The following is a 17,814-nucleotide window of genomic DNA, read 5'->3' as shown; positions in this document are numbered from 1 at the left end:
GAGGAGGTTCAGCCGCTACAGATTACACCCAAGGCCGCATGAAAATGCAGCCCAATGGCCACACCAGATTTTACACCACATTGACGGACGTGATCGATGATCGGCGCACCACCGGGTTTGATATCCCACCTCAGGATAGCAGCCATCAGCCTTCAACGATCATGGAAATGGTTCGATAACGCACTCGAATTGGTATAATTAAGTGTCTGTAAAAACCTAATTTGTTTGGCATTGAAAATTCAGTATACCCCCGATTGTACCCCCTTGGATAAAAGGGCGTCGGGTTCGCGTCCGTGCCATGTCAGCTTTTGCAGGTTCGCTTTGTTCAGTGGTGTGATTCATGAGTCGTACTCTTACTCCTAAGAAGAATGGGCAGAAATCCACATCGTCGCGTTTGGCGGACGGACCGGAAGATCGGGTTACAAATTGCTATGGCCGGAAAGCTGCCGCTCCAACGCAGAAGCGTCGGGGCAGCCCCCGACCAGAGTCAGTCGGTCGCGAGGATTGAATTGGTGTCTCCTTACGCCAAAACTTGACGTTCCGCCTTACGGCGAGGACGTGCATTGAGACGGACGAACCAGTTGGCTAGAAACGCGTTCTTGTCTGAGCTCGGATGATCTGTGGTTCGCCGCACTGCGTGTAAAAGTTTGCCACTGGCAAGCGATCACGCTGATCACTGGCGCCAAGCTCCTCCACATGCTCGGACGTCACGGTTTTCAAACCAGCATTGATCTGGCAGCAGCGAAGTTAGCGGCATCGTGACAGGCCGGTGAGGCACCAGCCACCTTCACGCTTGCAGGCACGTTCGGATGAGACGAAATCTCGGAGCACTGGTTGTCTGCCGGACCTAGCAACCAGTCTATGGAGCTGCTATTTAGGAGTCGGAGGTCAGATGCGATGGTAAAGCAGGGGCAGCATGTGGTTCGGAACTCTTCCGGCGGATGGGCCGTGAAGAAGGCGGGCGCTTCAAGAGCGACCAGCGTTCACGCGACGCAGGCAGACGCCATCGCAGCCGCAACCAAGATTGCGCAGAACCAGAAAACCGAACTCTACATCCACGGCCGTGATGGCCGGATCAGAGAGCGCAACTCCTACGGAAACGACCCGCATCCGCCGAGGGGCTGATCTTGCCGCCACCCTTCGACCGCTCAGTTTTCGTCAACTGCCCCTTTGATGAAGATTTCGCACCGATCCTGCAGGCGGTAGCGTTCTGCATTGTCTATATGGGGTTCTTCCCGAGGCTGGCGCCAGAGAACGCCGACAACGGTGAGGCCCGGCTCGATCGAATTGCCGACCTCATCCGGGGATCGAAGTACGGCATCCACGACCTCAGCCGATGCAAGTCTGCGGTACCGGATGAGTTTGCGCGCATGAACATGCCTTTTGAGCTTGGTCTCGACCATGCTTGTCGCAGGTACGGACCGCCCCCATTGTCGGACAAGCGGATCCTCATCCTCGAAAACACCCGCTATGATTATCAGCGGGCGCTTTCCGACATCGCAGGCTGGGACATCCATGCTCACGGCGGCGATCACGAAAAGGCGATCCGCCACGTTCGCACCTGGCTGATCGCGCAGGCTGGTGCGCAGCCTGTCGGATCGGCGCTGATCCAAGGGAAATATCTGGCCTTCCAGGAGTGGTACTGGGAGCGCGAACTCGCTGCCGGATCTTCCGAGGAGGACATCCGCGAGTACCCCACTGTCGAGCTCATCCGGGCGATGCATGAATGGAAGGACGCCGGAGAACCGGTCTGATACCTTATCTGCTCGCTTGCCCAATGACGGCTTCGAAACGTTGAGTTTTTTCGTAAGCAGCCGTTCTGTCCGTCACTCAACGGTGGCGGCTGGCGACCAAATCAGGCCGTTCCGACATGGCGTCGGCAACGTCAAATCAGTCTGACACCTGCCGTTCGCCAGCCTTCGGATCGTCAATCACGGTAAGCATCATTTCGATACCTTCGCAGTCCCTTTACCGACCGTACGACGATCCAAGGACCAGCTTTGCTCAAAAGCTAAACAAACGGTCCCTCTCGTTGCCAATATGTCAGCACAATCTTCTCACCTGCCTGCACAGCTTCTCCGCCATGCAAGGCCTCGTTGGCCCTCTTTCCAGCGGCATCGACGTTGTGGAACATGATGGCTGCGCCCTGTTGCGGGCGCAATGTCAGCCCCAGATTTGGGAAAACGGTGCCGCCGCCGCGTTCCGGCGAACGTAAATAGACAAGGATTGTATTCACCCGCTGCCCGCCCTTTGCGCGGTGGACATCTCCGGCCTTGCCGAGTGGAAAGGCGTCGAAATGGGGGCGATACTCCTGTCCGGGCGCATAGTGCAGAATTTGCAGCCCTTCGCAATTTTCAACCGGCCATGATGTCAGAGCGGCAAGACGCCCTTCAATCCTTGCGACAAGATCCGTTTCAGCACGCGTCAGCATCACCCCCGTGCTCGACCTTTCAGGATGGGCAACTGCTCTGCCATCGGTCTCATCAACGACCGTGGATGCCCGCAAGCCGCGCGTCCTGGCATAGCCGATGAGTTGTTCGCATTCCTGCGCGGAAAATACATTTTCACAGACCGCTATGGCCGGGGCCGCAAGTCGCATTGTCACGGCCACACTCTGCCCCTTGATGTCGGACACCCCGATCACAGGCAGTTCAGGGCGAGCGCAAAGGGCTCCGGGATGTTCGTCGGTTTCCGCCGCAAATGCGATAGCCTGTGCAGCCATTTGCGCTGTCCAGCCCGCCGCAACCATACGCTCTGCCATATCCGCATGGTCGCATCCGGCGCGGACATTGGTGAATACCCAATCGCGCCATTCGGCCCCGTGGGAATCGATGGCGGCACTCTGGCTCAACGTCGAGGGCAAAACACTTTGCAACGCCATTTCAAAAACTCCGCGTGATACCGACATCGGTGGTCACGCGGCGAAAGTCATAGATGCCCACCGTCGACCAGTTGCGCTCATAGGCCACCCGCACCACCGGCGAGAAGCCCGCCACCTCGACCTTGCGCCACACCGCCCCGATGCCGCCGCGCAAATACCAGTCCGTGCGCCGCTCCGGGAAAAGAAACAGGCGCGCATCGGCCCCCAGACGGCTGCCGCTGGCCGTGGCAAACAGGGTGGTCTTGCCGAAATCATGCCAATACACGCCCCCGATGGCGCCCGAGGCCGTGGCATAGCCCGGATCGCGTGCGGTCTGACGATTGGCCGACAAAGTTACGCTGGTCCCCGACCGGGGGGTGATCGCACGCTCATAGCTTACGGCGGCAGTGTAGATCATGCCATCCTGAAGGCTGTTTGTGGCATAGCGCACGCGGTTGAGGCTGATGGCCGTATCGATCTGGGCACGCTTGCCCGCAGGGTGCAGCCAATCCAGACTGAGGCTTTGGGTGCGGGCATAAATGTTGCCGCCGTACCAGCGCCACGTATAGCCTGCCGAGGGTGTGATGCGATCGGCCTTGTGGCGATATTCGAGGCCCAGCAGAGCCGACGCGGATATGTCGTTGAACTGGCTCGTTTGATAGAGAGTAGCCAGACTCGACACACGCGGGACCAGCGTGAAGCTTTTGCCAAGATCATGGCGGCCATAGATCTGGTTCGATTCCTTGATGCCCAAACCTGACCTTTGGCGCGCATCCTGCGAAAGGTTGAGCGGGGCGATCACCGTATCGAGCGTAGCGGCGCTGGTCGCGCGGTTGATGTTGCTGTCGGGGGCTAGTGCTAGCTCGAAGGACCCGCCCCACGGCTTGCGAGAGCGCAGCGCGGCGGCATATTGCTTGACCACCTGCGCGACTTGCGGCGGAAGGCCACCAGCCTGCGCCTGACGCAGTTCACGGCGGGCGGCGGAAATGTTGCCCATCTCAGCAAGTACTGCTGCAAGCTCAAGTCGAACGGGTTGAGCGTTGGGCATTTCGTCAATGTCGCGGCGCAGCAGCGCCACGCTTTGCGCAAACCGATGCAACTTTCTCAAGAGCTGAGCGTGGCGGAAGCGTGCTTCGCAACGAATATCAAGATTGGGGTTTTGTTCCAGCGCAGCATAGATCGCTTCGGCTTGATCTGTCGACTTGCGCTGTTCCTGCATTCGAGCAAGCTCGAACATTTGTGACGCGGTCAGTCGCTCAGATGCCGTTACCCCAACGCACAGCGCCGGCATGAAAAGCAACAGAGCAGCCAAGAGAAGGCGCAGTTGAATGATTTTTACCTGCACGGATCAAGCAACTGTTTATGATAAATTGGAAAATTAGACACTCAAGGCCTCGTTGCGACTGCCACACCCACAATCGTTGTCGGGCTGGAGGTGCTGGGCTTGGTAACGGTAAAGGTCCCGCCTATTTCCTGCGCTGCAGGGCCGTAGAAAAAGCTGTACATTGTTCCATTCCAGCCAGCGGAATTGGTCCCATTTAACCAGCTCCCCGCCATATTAATAGGGCTTATGCTGCCTTGCATAGTCAAAGTAGGAAAGGCCCCGGTCAAGTTTGTTGTGGTGTTTCTGAGATTGCCATCGATGGTTGATGAAAGGCCGCCGGAAGCAAAATTGGCGTCGAACCGAACGGTCCCGGTAAGTTCATATTGCTCATTGGTCGTTGATGGCCCAACGCCCCTGCCATACACATATCCGGTGTAGGTTGCGCTTCCCAGCTTGGGCATCAGTGCATCGCTTGTTAGCTGGCCGTACACAAATGGACGATCCACAACCAGCGTACTCCCGCCAGTTTGGCTTGTGGCAGACTTCCAGAAGCCGAAACTGCTGTATGTCAATGCAAGGGTTGGGTTGGCGGCTCCGGCGTTGAACATTTTCAGTTCTTCGGTCGTGGCGCCAGACAGCAATTGGGAAACAGACCATGTCGCGTCGCTGGATATTTTATCCGAGGGCGCAAAGGTCAAATATTTCGAACCTCCATCCGCAATCTGATAGGAATTCGCACCGAGCACGGACAATGATGTAGCATGGTAACTGAATGCGTTATCTACTAAACCCGACGAACTGATCGTATAGCCTAACGAAGGTGGGCTATTAAAAATATAGCTCGCTGCCGGGTTGACGGTAATGCCAAGTCCGCTGTCCCTTCGGCCCAAGAGCGCACCTTCAAAGGTTATTCCTTGGCCATTGGCATAGAATGTCAGCCCGACTTCTTCTGTATTGGGGCCATAGAGCCGACCCGAAAATTGGCCGTCGAGGAGAAGACCCGTAACAGACATTGAGCCGCTAAAGCCGTTGCTCGACGACGAGAGCATCCCGCTGCCCTTCACTTGCCAGGTATTAAGAGTGATCAGAGAGGTCGAATCGACTTCCGTCACCATCGCACCCAACCGGACTTCCCCAGTGGCAAAGTAGAATGTGATAGCACCCGACCCGCTCAAGGAATTGAGATTGCCACCGGGATAGCCCGCTGCGCCCAGCCCATAAACCGGATAGGAAACAGAACCGGTTTTCGGGATGCCGCCAATCAACGTCGGATAACCGTAGGCAAATGCGGCCAACTGCCCGGCCGGTGCCGAACCTGCGGTCGTCGTGCGCTGCCAGAAGCCAGCGCCGACATAAGTGTAGGTCAACGTTCCAGACGTGCCCGGCCGGGTCAGCGTCAGCGTGTCCGTTGTGCTGCCTGTCGTGACTTTGAAAACATTGATTTGCGAATTACTCAGCGTGGCATCAAGATTTGACGAGGAGAAACTTTGGCTGGTTGAGTTGGCCGTGACCAAATAAGTACCACTTGTTGCATCATAGCTGAAAGCAAGGCTGGTTGGACCGCCTGTGACATTATAAGCGGGTCCCGCCAGCGTCATCGTGGCCAGCGACGCATCATTGCTGAAGCTCTGGCTGGCGAGTGGCTGCGACAAGTCGGCGTTGGATGTCGGCGTCGGAGCGGGAGTAGGCGTCGGAGCGGGAGTAGGCGTCGGAGCGGGAGTAGGCGTCGGAGCGGGAGTAGGCGTCGGCGTGGGAGTAGGCGTCGGCGTGGGAGTAGGCGTCGGCGTGGGAGTAGGCGTCGGAGCGGGAGTGGGCGTCGGCGTGGGAGTAGGCGTCGGAGCGGGAGTAGGCGTCGGCGTGGGCGTAGGCGTCGAGTTCACCCCACCGTCTCCCCCGCCACACGCAGCAAGCTGCAGTGCCAGAAATGACGCCAAGCCAGTTTTATATGCCTTCATTGCCCACCTTTAAGGAATTTGCCCCGTCTGGACACAATTTGAGCAGTTACAATCCTGTATTTCAAGTGGTTATTGAAACTGATTTTTTGACAATCCGGGAGCAAATCGTGAGTGCTGCATCCATTGGGGCGGCAAACTGGTCATTCCTGCGCATGACATCGAGCTGGTCATTTCATGGAAATGTTCCCTCATGCGGAAGCAAATTTGCCATAGCCAGAAACGGGCTATAGCCTTGCCCGCAGGCGCAGCGGTACCAGCATTTGCCTTTGAGTAGGCCCGAAACGGTCAATCCGCAAACTTGGCCAATGTCATTGACCCGATTGCAAGTCCCGAATAGCCGTTCTCGTGTCGATAGCTGCCATTTATGGAATGTATTGTTAACGACCACAAAGTCCCAAGGCCCACCAAAGTTGGCTCCCCGCCAGCGGTGCGGGGAGCCAACGGTTCAGATCTCGGTGTTCTCGGCGAGGGCAAGCGCGTCTTCCACATCAATCCCCAGATAGCGGACCGTATTTTCGATCTTGCTGTGGCCGAGCAGGATCTGGACAGCGCGCAGGTTGCCAGTCGCCCGGTAGATGATCGAGGCCTTGGTTCGGCGAAGCGAATGCGTGCCATATTCGCTTCGCATGAGGCCCACCCCCGTCACCCATTCGTCGACAAGCCGAGCATACTGGCGGGTGCTGAGGTGACCATTGTGATCAACCCGGCTTGGAAAGACATAATCGTCCACAGTGCCACCCCGCCGTTCGAGCCACGCCAGCAGGCTGGCCCGGGCATCAGGGAGAAGTTCAAATTGAACAGGCCGCCCCGTTTTCTGCTGCATCACGATTGCCCGCGTTCGGATCTGCCCGCCGCTGACGACATCGCCAATTTTCATGCGAACAAGGTCGCAACCGCGCAGCTTGCTGTCGATTGCAAGGTCGAACAGCGCCCGATCCCTCAGGCGGCGGCGCTGATTGAGGTAAAAGCGGATCTCCAAAATTTGCTTTGGCTTCAGCGCCCGCTTTGCGCCGACCGCGCGCCCAGCGTTCCAGACCGGGCGCTTGGGGAACGCATTCACGGTTTCAGACATTTCCATGATCATTCTCCAATTGGCCAAAATTGGCCATTCTGAAGAACGGCTGCAGCCCTGCAGAGGAAATTTGTGAGGCTTGGCGCAAGCAGTGCTAAGGGAATCGTAGAAGGCGTCGGCTGCACAATGGACCCTGTTCGCGGGGGCAGGCCATGGCTGAGTATCAATTGACAAACTTTGCCAATCTTTGCTATTTGCTTGGCCTTGGAGGTTGCCATGGCTACGATGAACATCTCACTGCCCGATCCGATGAAGCAATGGGTGGAAGCGCAAGCTGACACTGGTCGGTATAGCAATGCCAGCGACTATGTGCGCGATCTCATCCGTCGTGACCAGGAACGCGCCGACAAAGTCGCGGCCATGCAGCGCCTTGTCGATGAGGCCCGCGCCAGCGGTTTGAGCGACGAGACGATGGCGGACATCCGGACGCGAGCGATCAGCCAGGCTGGCCTGCAAGCCTGACCGTGCCTCGCTTTCGCTTAACGCGCGCCGCAGCCGACGATCTGACAGCCATCTTTCTCGAAGGCATCGAGCAGTTCGGACTGCCTCAGGCCGATACCTATCACGAAGGGCTGAGCGCGATCTTCGCGTTTCTTGCCGACTATCCCCAAGCTGCGCGATTGCGAGAGGAAATATCGCCTCCTGTCCGCGTGCATCCCTACAAGGCGCATCTGGTGATTTATGATGTGGGAGATGAGGACGAGGTCATCATTCTGCGTGTCCGGCATGGTCGGGAAGATTGGATATCCTCGAATTACGACGGCTAGCCGTGGCAAGGTAAGCGCTGGCGGCCAATCCGCAGAGATCCCCACCCTACTTGGCATTTCTCCTCCCGACCAACTCAAGCCGTTCCACGGCGTGCCCGTGAAGGGCCGCTCGCCTTGACGTAACCCCCGGCGTCGTGGCGCGGTTTCGGCGCTGGCGCATGGGGCCGCACGAATGGTCTGTACCTTGGGGCGGCAAGGTGTTTCACAACAAGTCCGAGGGCGTAAGCGGGCAGGCGGTCCAGCGCAACATCGAGGATCTGCGCGCGGCCCTGAACTATGCCGATGGTGAGCGCCGCATTGTAGCGCCAAAGGTGCCCTCGGTGGACAAGAAGCACCGGCAGAAGAAGGCTAAGGATGTGCTGACCGTGGCGCAACTCGGCGCGCTCTTTGGCTATGCCAAGAGCGATGACGAATCGGTCTGGCGTGAGCTGTGCCTGATGCTGGCGACCGGATGCCGTCCCGGCGTAGCGCTGGCTTTCGACCCTGCGACCCAATGGAGCGATGGCCTGATCGACCTGCATCCTGACGGGCGGGAACTGACCGACAAGCGCAATGCTGTCGTGCCAGCCATTGAGCCGCTGGGGCCGATCTTGGAGGCGTGGAAAGAAGCGCCCCACGAGATCGTGAAGAGCCGCCGAACATGGTGGCGCACGGCGCGGCGCGTGCTGGGCCTGCCGTCAACGGTTGAGGCCTATCTGATCCGCCACACCGTCACCACCCATATGGATGAGCAGGGCGTGCCCGGCGCGCAAATGTCGGGGATCGTCGGCCACCTTCCGTCGAGCCGTGGCGTATCGCGCACGACGAGCCAGCACTATCTGCATTACGATCCACGAAAGGCGGCGCGTGCGAAAGCTGTGCTGACCAAGTTTTTCAAGTCGGTGATGGCAGAATCGGAAAAATGGTCTGCTGACCATTCGCTGACCATTCCAGAACGAGACAAGCCCAAATCGCTTGCCTGAAATGGCCTAAAAGTGTATGATTTCCGCGTGTTTTGAATGGTGGGCGATGACGGGCTCGAACCGCCGACCCTCTCGGTGTAAACGAGATGCTCTACCAACTGAGCTAATCGCCCCAATCACGGGAAGGGCGCGGTTAGGCGGTTTTTCGCGGGGCGTCAACAGGGTAGAGATGAATTTGGCCTTTTCCCGCTCAATGCGCGGCGACCTGCGGTCCGGCACGGCGCAATTCGGGAAAATCTGCAGCCGGCCGCGCGCGGGAAAAGAGATAGCCCTGCGCCTGATCGCAGCCTTCGGCCAGCAGCACGCGCATCTGATGCTCGTTTTCCACCCCTTCGGCGGTGGTGGTCATGCCCATGGCGCGGGCCAGCGCGATCACCGCGCGCACGATGGGCAAGGTCTCGTCGCTTTCCCCAAGGCCTTTGAGGAAACAGCGGTCGATCTTGATCTTGTCGAAGGGAAAGGCGCGCAGATAATTGAGCGAGGAATAGCCGGTGCCGAAATCATCGAGCGCCACCCGCACTCCCAGCCCGCGCAATTTGTGCAGCAGCGCGCCGTGGACAGCATTGTCCTTGAGCAGCACATTTTCGGTGATTTCCAGTTCGAGCCGGTCGGGCGCGACGCCATTTTCGGCAATCGCCTGCATCACGGTGGAAATCAGCCCGGTGCTGCGCAATTGCGCGGGCGACAGGTTGACCGCCACCCGCAGATAGTCGGGCCATTGCGCCATTTCCTCACACGCCCGGCGGATCACCCAGTCGCCCAGCGGCACCACCAGCCCGGTTTCCTCGGCCAGCGGGATGAACAGATCGGGCATGATCATCCCGCGCGTGGGATGGCGCCAGCGCACCAGCGCCTCATAGGCCACGGTCCGGCGCGTGGGCACATCGATCAAGGGCTGATAATGCAGCTCGAACTGTCCCTCGGTCAGGCCCACCCGCATGTCCATTTCCAGCTCGCGCCGCGCGGCGGCGGCCTCGTCCATGCCCGGTTCGAAATGCGAGAACACGCCGCGCCCGCGCCCCTTGGCGACATAGAGTGCCAGATCGGCCTGTTTCATCAGCGTGGCGGCCTCGGCCCTGTTGTCGCGGCTCACCGCGATGCCGATGCTGGTCGAGGTGAGAACTTGTCCATCGTCGATCAGGCAGGGCTGGCGCACCGCTTCGATGATATGGGCGGCGGTCCTTTCGGCCAAATGGTCGATGCGCCGCCCCTGCATCAGGATGGCAAATTCATCACCCCCCAGCCGCGCCACCAGATCGTTCTTGCGCACCGCGCATTCGATACGCCGCGCCACTTCGCACAGCAATTTGTCGCCCACCGGATGGCCCAGCGTGTCATTGACCGATTTGAATCGGTCGAGATCGAGATAGAGCACCGCAATCTCGTCATCCTGCGCCCGCCGCCGCAACAGCGCGCCCGCCAGCGTTTCGTTAAAGAGGAAGCGATTGGCCAGATTGGTGAGGCCGTCATAATGAGCCATATGGCTGACGCGGGCTTCGGCGCGTTTTTGCGCGGTGACATCGCGGGCCACGCCGCGCATCCCGTCCTGCCATGGCTGGGCCGAAAGGGTCCACCAATGCGGCGATCCGTCCAGCGTCAGCGGCAGGGTAATGTCGCGAAAGGGCGTGCGCCGGGCCAGGTGCTCGATCAGCCGTTCGGTTTCGGGGCAGGGGTCGAACAGGCCGGACAGGCGCGCGCCATCCAGCAACTGCCACGCGCGGCGAGCTGCATCGCCAAAACGGGGGCTGGGCTCCTGAATGCGCCCTTCGGCATCCACTTTCCACAGCCAGTCGGCCGATTGCGCCTCGAAATCGTTGAGCAGCAATTGCACCGTCGCTCCGGTCTCGCGCAGCGCCTCGCGCGCATGAAAGGCTCTGGCAAATTCGCGCTGGCTTTGAAACGCGCCGCGCGACAGGATCAGCAGATAGGAGGCGCAAAACAGCGCCCCCACCCAGACCTGCGCGCCGGGAAACAGCGCCCATGCGATGATCGTGCCGACGCAGATCGGTGCCATGAACAGGACCGCCGCCAGCGCCATGGTTGAATAGGTCAGCACCGAGGCGCCCAGCATCCCGCCCGACAGAATGGCGATGACGATAAACTGGCGCGTATTGGCAATGCTGGCCCCGGCCGCGATCCCCGCGCCCCAGAGCAGCCCGTTGGCCAGCGCCGTGGCATGGATATGCCAAAGGTCGCGCCGCACATCGATGGTGGCCCATCTTGCCCGTTTGCGCCGCAGCGCCAGTTCGAGCCGCGCCCCCGCCACCGTAAAGATGCAGGCCAGCCACGCCAGAACCATGGCCGGATCGGGCGAAGACAGCATCGTCAGGGCCACCGCCACCGCATTGACCGTTCCGCCCGCAGCCCCCGTTACCGCGCGGCGCAAATTGTCCTCGATACGCTCGGTCAGCAATTGGCGGGCGGTATCCCCCGTCTGTTGAGGCAAAGGGTTGAACATTTGCGCCGTGCCGGGAACATCCTGAAGTTAGGGTGAGTATAAGCCTGGAGGCCCTGTTTGGCCAACAAGTCAAAAACCCAATGACTACTGATGTTTATCAGCGCTTGGTTAATTTTGGCTCTGCTCTCCCATCGGGATTGCCCCTATCACGGCGCGCGGGTCATGCCGCCCGGTCGGCAGGGGCCATGCGGCCACCATGCCTTTCGGCACGGCCATCGGCCGAACTATCACGCAACTTGGTGCGGCGTTCGAAACTGAACTGACCCACGATGCCTGCCATGCCGGCGGCCTGATCGGACAGGCCGCGCGCGGCCGCGTTCGATTGCTCGACCATGGCTGCATTCTGCTGGGTGTTGAGGTCGATCTGCTGCAATTGAGCGTTGAGCGCGACCATGCTTTCTGATTGCTGTTCGGAAAAGCTGGCAATGTCGCCCGCCTTGCTGCTGGTGTCATCCAGCCGACTGATAATCTGGTTGAGCGCATCGCGCATCTGTTCGACCAGATCGGCGCCATGCTGCACATCCTCATTCGATGTGACGATCAGGCTCTTGATGTTCTTGGCCGATTCGGTGGTGCGATGGGCCAGCGCGCGCACCTCGCTGGCCACCACAGCAAAGCCTTTGCCCGCCTCGCCCGCCCGCGCGGCTTCTACCCCGGCGTTAAGCGCCAGCAGGTTGGTCTGAAACGCGATGCCGTCGATCACATCGACGATCTGGGCGATCTGGGTGGCTGAATCCTTGATCTTTTCCATCGCCACAACGGTCGAATCCATGATCCGCCCGCCCTTGCTGGCATGGCCCGACACCTCGGCCACCGATCCGTCTACATCGCGCGCATTGCCTGCCGTGGTGGCAATCGCCACGGTCACATCGCGCATCACCTCGGAAATATGCGCGACCGAGACCGCCTGCTGCTCGGTGCGGTTGGCAAGGTCGTTGGCCGCGCAACTGATTTCATGCGCGCCCGATTTCACCCTATGGGCCGCATCGGTCATCTGGGTCACCAGGTTGCTGATCTGATGGCGCATATTGTGGAAATCCTGCGCCAGTTGACGATAGGCGGGCGGCACATCGCCCAGTTGCGCGCGCAGATTGCCCGCCGCCACCTCGCCCATCGCCTTGCTCATGGCCGCGATGATATCGTTGCGCTGGGTTGCCTCGGCGTCGAAATAGGCGCCCAGCGCGGCCTCCATATCGAACAGTGCGGTCTTGACCAGCGTGGCGACGGCCTTGGCCTGGGTGCGCCTTTGCCACGGCAGGGTAAAGCCCTTGAGCGTGCTTTCGATGATGGTTTCCAGCACCAGCGCATAGCCGCTGATGTAGAGATCGGCCTCCAGCCCGACGCGGGCGTGGATATTGCCGATCTTGGTGGCGCGGGCCACTGCGGTATCGTCAAAGGAAGAGCCGAAAAGTGAAAGCCAGTGCTGCAATTGCGCGCTGGAGGCTCTGTCGCGCTGCTCCTGGGTGGGAATGATTTTGGAGGCGACCGGATGAGCCGCGATGGCGGCATAGAGTCTTTCGAGTGCGCGCGGGGCGTGGCGCGCCACCATCGCCCGGATCGCGGGAAACACGCGCAGATTGGAGGAATCGATAGACGTTACTGTTTCCCGGCGCGCGCGCTTTGTCGTTGGAATGTCCTGCATCGATTCGATTCCCTCTGCCCTGAGGTCAAATGTATAAAATCGAATCCTGTTCTAGGTGGCCTTGGTTAAATAGGGGGCAAGCGGCAGGACGGGGAAATACCGGATGCCCCCGTTTGGCTTATTGTTCGGCCAGAAGCGCTGCCGCTTCGGTCCCGGCCCAGTCCTTGCCGCCATTGATGCGCCACACTTCGCGGCCCTGCGCATCGTAATAGATCGAGGCGGGCAGCGTGCCGACCTGCCACTGGGTCGCCGCCGTACCTTCCGGGTCCAGCCATGGTTCAAGAGCATCGCCCCCGCGCGCCTTGAGAAACGCCGCGACCTTGCCCTTGGCGCTTTCGCTGTCCTGCGAGACGGTCAGCACGCGGATCTTGCCGCCTGCGGCCAGCTTGTTCAGCGCGGGCAGTTCGGCAATGCAAGGCCCGCACCATGTCGCCCACAGGTTGATGAGCAGGGGCTTGCCCTTGAGGCCGGCGGTGTTGATCTCCTTGCCGGCGGCGTCCTTGAAGCGCAGCGTGGGCAATTGGGCGCCCTTGTGGCTGCGGTCGATGGCGGCGCCTTCGGCATTGGGGGCGGCTGATGCGCTTGCTTCTGGCGGTTGCTTATCGCCGCCGCTTTGCCTATCGCAACCCGCGATTCCGGCCGCGATTCCGGCCACCATCAGGCCACTACCGGCAAGTTTGAGGATTTTGCGCGTGAGCGAAGGTGACAACAAGGCAGGCTCCAATCAGATGTGGGGGGGGCGCTTTGCCGAAGGGCCCAGCGCCATCATGCGCGAGATTAACGCCTCGATCCCCTTCGACAAGGCCCTTTGGCGTCAGGACATCCGCGCCTCCAAGGCCCATGTGGCCATGCTGGGGGCGCAGGGGATTGTGAGCGCGCAGGATGCCGCCACGATCAGCGCCGGTCTGGATCAGGTCGCGGGCGAATATGAAGTCAGCGGCGTTCCGGAAAACTGGGACCTCGAAGACATTCACATGACCACCGAGAGCCGCCTTGCCGAGCTGGTCGGCCCGGCGGCGGGGCGCCTGCACACCGCGCGCAGCCGCAACGATCAGGTGGCCACCGATTTCCGCCTCTGGGTGCGCGATGCCGTGGATGAGGCGCTGGCCGGGCTGGATGCTCTGCAAAAGGCGTTGGTGGCCCGCGCGGGCGAACATGCCCATTCGATCATGCCGGGCTTTACCCATCTTCAGACCGCCCAGCCGGTGACGCTTGGCCATCATCTGATGGCTTACTACGAAATGGCCGCGCGCGATGTGTCGCGCTTCGCCGATGCCCGCGCGCGCATGAACCAGTCGCCGTTGGGCGCGGCCGCTTTGGCTGGCACGGGTTTCCCTATCGACCGTTTCGCGACCGCCGCCGCGCTCGATTTTGCACGCCCCACCGATAACAGCCTCGATTCGGTCTCGGACCGCGATTTCGCGCTCGATTACCTGATGGCGGCTGCCCAATGCGCGCTGCACCTGTCGCGTCTGGCCGAGGAATTTATCATCTGGGCCAGTCAACCCTTCGGTTTTGTCCGCCTGCCCGACAGCCTGTCGACCGGCTCGTCGATCATGCCGCAAAAGAAGAATCCCGATGCCGCCGAACTGGTGCGCGGCCATTCGGGGCGCATCATCGGTTCGCTCACCAGCCTGATGATCACGATGAAGGGCCTGCCGCTGGCCTATTCCAAGGACATGCAGGACGACAAGCCGCCGGTGTTTGAAGCCGCCGGCCTGCTGACCCTGTGTCTGGCCGCGATGACCGGCATGGTGGAAAGCACCACCTTCCGCACCGACCGTATGCGTCAGGCCGCCGAGCTGGGCTATGCCACGGCCACCGATCTGGCCGACTGGCTGGTGCGTCAGGCCAACATCCCCTTCCGCGAGGCCCATCACATCACGGGCGCGGCGGTCAAGCTGGCCGAAAGCAAGGGGCGCGCGCTGGATCAGCTCTCGCTGGACGAGCTTCAGGCGATCGACCCGCGCATCACCGATGCGGTCTATCCCGCGCTTTCGGTCGAGGCATCGGTGGCATCGCGCGCCAGCCATGGCGGCACGGCGCCTTCTCAGGTAGAACAACGTGTGGCGCAGGCTCGCGCCGCGCTTGGTATGGAGTAACGCCCGTATGCGTGCTGCAATTTTCCCGATGATCGCGCTGCTGGCGCTGGCGGGCTGCGGCACGCAGGGCGAGCTTAAACCCGCGCCGGGGCATCAATTGCCCCAGCCGCCCATTGGCCGCAAAGACAAGCCGAGCGCGAATGAATTGCTCAGCCAGTCGTCTCAGGCCCGTCCCAGCCGCAACGTAGAGCTGCACACGCGCTCTGAACCGCGCACGGACGATGCCTTCGACCTGCCCCCGCAAGATTAAGCCGGAGGGCGTTTCGCCCCTTCCGCAGGATTTGAGAAAATATGGATCATTTTCATTACGTTGACGGCGCTCTTCATGCCGAAGACACCGCCATTTCCGCCATTGCCCGCGCCGTGGGCACGCCGGTTTACATCTATTCGGCCGCCACGCTGACGCGCCATGCCCGCGTTTTCCGCGAGGCTTTGTCGATCCTGCCCTCGACGCATATCGCCTTTGCGGTCAAGTCGAACCCCAATCTGGCGGTTTTGAAGCTGCTGGCGCGCGAAGGTTACGGCGCGGACGTGGTTTCGGCGGGCGAGATGGATCGCGCGCTGGCCGCAGGTATTCCGGCTGAGGGCGTGGTCTTTTCCGGCGTCGGCAAGACGGCGGATGAGCTGACCCGCGCGGTCAAGGCGGGCATTGGCCAGTTCAACATCGAGAGCGAAGAGGAAGGCGTCGAGCTGGCCGCGATTGCCGCTTCGCTCGGGCTGGTGGCCCATGCCGCGCTTCGCGTGAACCCGGATGTGGACGCGGGCACCCATGCCAAGATTTCCACCGGCATGGCGGAAAACAAGTTCGGCGTGGCTTATGACCGGGCCGCCGGGATCTATGCCCGCCTTTCCGCGCTGCCGGGCATCGAGATGCGTGGCCTCGCCGTCCATATCGGCAGCCAGTTGTCCAAGCTCGACCCGCTTGAGGCCGCGTTTAGCAAGATGGGCGAACTGATGCGCGCCATCCGTGCACAGGGTCTGAGCATCACCCATATGGATCTTGGCGGCGGCATCGGCGTGCCTTACAAGGCCGATGAGGTGTTCCCCGCTCCGTCCGAATATGCCGCCATGGTGGCGCGTGTCACTGCCGATTGGGGCGTGACGCTGATGTTCGAACCGGGCCGCGTGATCGCGGGCAATTCGGGCGTGCTGGTGACCGAAGTGGTGCGCGTCAAGGAAGGCGTGACCACGCCCTTCGTGATCGTGGACGCGGCCATGAACGACCTTGCCCGCCCGGCGCTTTATGGTTCGTGGCACGATTTTCTGGCCGTTGAGCCCAATGGCGATAAGTTCACCGCCAATATCGTCGGCCCGATCTGCGAATCCTCCGACACTTTCGCCATGGGGCGTGAGATCGATGTGGTAAAGGCGGGCGATCTGGCCGTGTTCCGCACCGCCGGGGCCTATGGCGCCACCATGGCCAACACCTATAACAGCCGCGCGCTGGTGCCCGAGGTGATGGTCAATGGTGATCAGTGGGCGGTTGTGGCCAACCGCATCGATCCGGCGGCGATTCTGGCGGCCGAGCAGGTGCCGGACTGGTTGAAGGATTAAAGGCTTTTTGCCTCCGGCGGGCAAAGGGCGGGGGCCCTTTGCAATCCCGTTAATGGGGTGGTTTGCCACCGGGATGATTGGACGTTTGAAAGCCTGCGGCGCTGGTAAAAGGCGCCGCAGGCTTTCATATTTCTGACCCCGCGTCCGATACCTTTTGGCCGAACTCAAGGCGCAACGTGGACAGTCATGGAAGCGCGAGGGTCTAGACCCTCGCATAAATCCTCCTTCCTTCTATAAACCACCCGATGATCGACACACTCCCCCTCTTCCACCGCATCAAGGGCCAACCTGTCATCGTTTTGGGCGCAGGCGATGCGGCGGAGGCGAAACGTCGCCTTGTCGAACGCGCGGGCGGACAGGTTTTCGACGATATGCAGGAGGGGATCGACCGCTGCGCCCGTCTGGCCTTCGTGGCCTATGAGGACCGCGAGGCCGCCGCCGCCGATGCCCTGCGTCTGCGCGGCGCGGGCCTGCTGGTCAATGTCGTCGATCAGCCCGACTTGTGTGATTTTACCACGCCGTCGATCCTTGACCGCTCGCCGGTGCTGATCGCGGTGGGCACGGGGGGCGTCTCGGCGGGGCTGGCCAAGCAATTGCGGCTGCGGCTGGAGGCGCTGCTGCCCGAGGGGCTGGGCGCGCTGGCGCAGGCGTTGGGCGCGGCACGGACGGTGCTGCGCAGGCGCTTTCCCGATGCGGCTGATCGCCGCCGCGCGCTCGACGTGGCGCTGGGGCAGGGAGGGATGCTCGACCCGCTCGACGATGGCAGCGCGGGCCGGGTCGATGCCTTCCTTGCAGGCGCCGCTCTGCCTGACGAGACGCTGGTTGAATTCGTGCTGACCTCGCCCGATCCGGATGATCTCACGCTGCGTCAGGCCCGCTGGCTGGGCGGGGCCGATGGGATCGCGGTGGAGGAAGGCGTGCCCGATGCCGTGCTGGCGCGCGCGCGGGCCGATGCGATCCGGGTGAAAATCGCGCGCGGGCAGGGGTTTGAGGCGCGCGGTGGGGTGTGGGTTATTGTGAGGAGGTAGGAAGGCTTGCCTCCGGCGGGCAAAGGGCGGGGGCCCTTTGCAATCCCGTTAATGGGGTATGGTTTGCCACCGGGGGGATCGGAATTTTTA

At 61.1% G+C, this 17,814-nt stretch carries 17 protein-coding genes and 1 tRNA gene; 10 read left to right on the top strand and 8 right to left on the bottom strand.

The window, feature by feature from the left end:
- Window positions 1-861 precede the first annotated feature (861 nt).
- Both FHW96_RS17460 and FHW96_RS25980 read left to right on the top strand, forming a co-directional pair.
- Window positions 862-1,125, top strand: coding sequence for a DUF2188 domain-containing protein (locus tag FHW96_RS17460; protein WP_371815744.1), 264 nt, complete (start codon window positions 862-864; stop codon window positions 1,123-1,125).
- A gap of 2 nt (window positions 1,126-1,127) precedes the next feature.
- Complete coding sequence (locus FHW96_RS25980; RefSeq protein WP_216650933.1) at window positions 1,128-1,754, top strand: hypothetical protein; 627 nt, start codon at window positions 1,128-1,130, stop codon at window positions 1,752-1,754.
- A gap of 257 nt (window positions 1,755-2,011) precedes the next feature.
- On the opposite strand, the gene FHW96_RS17450 is transcribed toward FHW96_RS25980, so the two are convergent.
- Together FHW96_RS17450 and FHW96_RS17445 are read right to left on the bottom strand one after the other, a co-directional pair.
- Window positions 2,012-2,881 carry a 2OG-Fe(II) oxygenase gene (locus tag FHW96_RS17450; RefSeq protein ID WP_172341841.1) on the bottom strand — a complete coding sequence of 290 codons (870 nt, stop codon included), beginning with the start codon at window positions 2,879-2,881 and terminating at the stop codon, window positions 2,012-2,014.
- Between the two features lies 1 nt (window position 2,882).
- Window positions 2,883-3,782 carry a surface lipoprotein assembly modifier gene (locus FHW96_RS17445; RefSeq protein WP_172341840.1) on the bottom strand — a complete coding sequence of 300 codons (900 nt, stop codon included), beginning with the start codon at window positions 3,780-3,782 and terminating at the stop codon, window positions 2,883-2,885.
- Between FHW96_RS17445 and FHW96_RS17440 the strand changes: the two genes are divergently transcribed.
- The gene (locus tag FHW96_RS17440) at window positions 3,771-4,103 is read left to right on the top strand and encodes a hypothetical protein (protein ID WP_172341839.1); all 333 of its coding nucleotides are present in this window, start codon (window positions 3,771-3,773) and stop codon (window positions 4,101-4,103) included. The two genes, FHW96_RS17445 and FHW96_RS17440, sit on opposite strands and share 12 nt — an antisense overlap.
- Before the next feature lie 143 nt (window positions 4,104-4,246).
- Here FHW96_RS17440 and FHW96_RS17435 read toward each other — a convergent pair whose 3' ends face one another.
- Both FHW96_RS17435 and FHW96_RS17430 read right to left on the bottom strand, forming a co-directional pair.
- Window positions 4,247-5,836, bottom strand: a complete 1,590-nt coding sequence (locus FHW96_RS17435) for a transferrin-binding protein-like solute binding protein (RefSeq protein ID WP_172341838.1) — start codon at window positions 5,834-5,836, stop codon at window positions 4,247-4,249.
- A gap of 748 nt (window positions 5,837-6,584) precedes the next feature.
- Window positions 6,585-7,223, bottom strand: a complete 639-nt coding sequence (locus tag FHW96_RS17430) for a tyrosine-type recombinase/integrase (protein WP_371815743.1) — start codon at window positions 7,221-7,223, stop codon at window positions 6,585-6,587.
- 204 nt (window positions 7,224-7,427) lie between these two features.
- On the opposite strand from FHW96_RS17430, the gene FHW96_RS17425 reads away from it, so the two are divergent.
- The 3 genes from FHW96_RS17425 (at window position 7,428) to FHW96_RS17415 (ending at window position 8,940) form a co-directional block, all read left to right on the top strand.
- Window positions 7,428-7,673: a type II toxin-antitoxin system ParD family antitoxin gene (locus FHW96_RS17425; protein ID WP_168557001.1), complete on the top strand. Its 246-nt coding sequence runs from the start codon at window positions 7,428-7,430 to the stop codon at window positions 7,671-7,673.
- Between the two features lie 2 nt (window positions 7,674-7,675).
- Window positions 7,676-7,978 (top strand): type II toxin-antitoxin system RelE/ParE family toxin, encoded by a 303-nt coding sequence (locus tag FHW96_RS17420; protein ID WP_172341836.1) that lies wholly within the window; start codon window positions 7,676-7,678, stop codon window positions 7,976-7,978.
- 134 nt (window positions 7,979-8,112) lie between these two features.
- Window positions 8,113-8,940 carry an integrase gene (locus tag FHW96_RS17415; protein WP_172341835.1) on the top strand — a complete coding sequence of 276 codons (828 nt, stop codon included), beginning with the start codon at window positions 8,113-8,115 and terminating at the stop codon, window positions 8,938-8,940.
- 37 nt (window positions 8,941-8,977) lie between these two features.
- Here FHW96_RS17415 and FHW96_RS17410 read toward each other — a convergent pair.
- The 4 genes from FHW96_RS17410 to FHW96_RS17395 all read right to left on the bottom strand — a co-directional run bounded on the left by FHW96_RS17410 (window position 8,978) and on the right by FHW96_RS17395 (window position 13,698).
- Window positions 8,978-9,053: transfer RNA gene (locus FHW96_RS17410), tRNA-Val, on the bottom strand.
- Between the two features lie 77 nt (window positions 9,054-9,130).
- The gene (locus FHW96_RS17405; protein ID WP_172341834.1) at window positions 9,131-11,398 is read right to left on the bottom strand and encodes a bifunctional diguanylate cyclase/phosphodiesterase; all 2,268 of its coding nucleotides are present in this window, start codon (window positions 11,396-11,398) and stop codon (window positions 9,131-9,133) included.
- 160 nt (window positions 11,399-11,558) lie between these two features.
- The gene (locus tag FHW96_RS17400; protein ID WP_172341833.1) at window positions 11,559-13,040 is read right to left on the bottom strand and encodes a globin-coupled sensor protein; all 1,482 of its coding nucleotides are present in this window, start codon (window positions 13,038-13,040) and stop codon (window positions 11,559-11,561) included.
- Window positions 13,041-13,158: 118 nt separating this feature from the next.
- On the bottom strand, window positions 13,159-13,698 hold the full coding sequence (locus tag FHW96_RS17395) for a TlpA disulfide reductase family protein (RefSeq protein ID WP_172341832.1): 540 nt from the start codon (window positions 13,696-13,698) through the stop codon (window positions 13,159-13,161).
- A gap of 70 nt (window positions 13,699-13,768) precedes the next feature.
- Here FHW96_RS17395 and argH point away from each other — a divergent pair, with 70 nt between their 5' ends.
- The 4 genes from argH (at window position 13,769) to FHW96_RS17375 (ending at window position 17,724) form a co-directional block, all read left to right on the top strand.
- Window positions 13,769-15,142: an argininosuccinate lyase gene (argH, locus tag FHW96_RS17390; protein WP_172341860.1), complete on the top strand. Its 1,374-nt coding sequence runs from the start codon at window positions 13,769-13,771 to the stop codon at window positions 15,140-15,142.
- A gap of 7 nt (window positions 15,143-15,149) precedes the next feature.
- Window positions 15,150-15,392, top strand: a complete 243-nt coding sequence (locus FHW96_RS17385; RefSeq protein WP_172341831.1) for a hypothetical protein — start codon at window positions 15,150-15,152, stop codon at window positions 15,390-15,392.
- 41 nt (window positions 15,393-15,433) lie between these two features.
- Complete coding sequence (gene lysA / locus FHW96_RS17380; protein ID WP_172341830.1) at window positions 15,434-16,696, top strand: diaminopimelate decarboxylase; 1,263 nt, start codon at window positions 15,434-15,436, stop codon at window positions 16,694-16,696.
- A 245-nt stretch (window positions 16,697-16,941) separates the two neighbouring features.
- Window positions 16,942-17,724, top strand: a complete 783-nt coding sequence (locus FHW96_RS17375) for a bifunctional precorrin-2 dehydrogenase/sirohydrochlorin ferrochelatase (protein WP_172341829.1) — start codon at window positions 16,942-16,944, stop codon at window positions 17,722-17,724.
- The last annotated feature ends 90 nt before the right edge of the window (window positions 17,725-17,814 follow it).

Origin of the sequence: Novosphingobium sp. SG751A (assembly GCF_013149295.1) — a bacterium.
GTDB lineage: Bacteria > Pseudomonadota > Alphaproteobacteria > Sphingomonadales > Sphingomonadaceae > Novosphingobium.
This window is presented reverse-complemented; position numbering and strand designations above follow the sequence as displayed.

Coding starts and splice junctions, on each gene's coding strand:
- FHW96_RS17375 (WP_172341829.1), top strand. CDS start 16,942: ATGATCGACACACTCCCCCTCTTCCACCGCATCAAGGGCCAACCTGTC.
- FHW96_RS17400 (WP_172341833.1), bottom strand. CDS start 13,040: ATGCAGGACATTCCAACGACAAAGCGCGCGCGCCGGGAAACAGTAACG.
- FHW96_RS17405 (WP_172341834.1), bottom strand. CDS start 11,398: ATGTTCAACCCTTTGCCTCAACAGACGGGGGATACCGCCCGCCAATTG.
- argH (WP_172341860.1), top strand. CDS start 13,769: ATGTGGGGGGGGCGCTTTGCCGAAGGGCCCAGCGCCATCATGCGCGAG.
- FHW96_RS17450 (WP_172341841.1), bottom strand. CDS start 2,881: ATGGCGTTGCAAAGTGTTTTGCCCTCGACGTTGAGCCAGAGTGCCGCC.
- FHW96_RS17385 (WP_172341831.1), top strand. CDS start 15,150: ATGCGTGCTGCAATTTTCCCGATGATCGCGCTGCTGGCGCTGGCGGGC.
- FHW96_RS17430 (WP_371815743.1), bottom strand. CDS start 7,223: ATGATCATGGAAATGTCTGAAACCGTGAATGCGTTCCCCAAGCGCCCG.
- FHW96_RS17460 (WP_371815744.1), top strand. CDS start 862: ATGGAGCTGCTATTTAGGAGTCGGAGGTCAGATGCGATGGTAAAGCAG.
- FHW96_RS17395 (WP_172341832.1), bottom strand. CDS start 13,698: ATGGTGGCCGGAATCGCGGCCGGAATCGCGGGTTGCGATAGGCAAAGC.
- FHW96_RS17425 (WP_168557001.1), top strand. CDS start 7,428: ATGGCTACGATGAACATCTCACTGCCCGATCCGATGAAGCAATGGGTG.
- lysA (WP_172341830.1), top strand. CDS start 15,434: ATGGATCATTTTCATTACGTTGACGGCGCTCTTCATGCCGAAGACACC.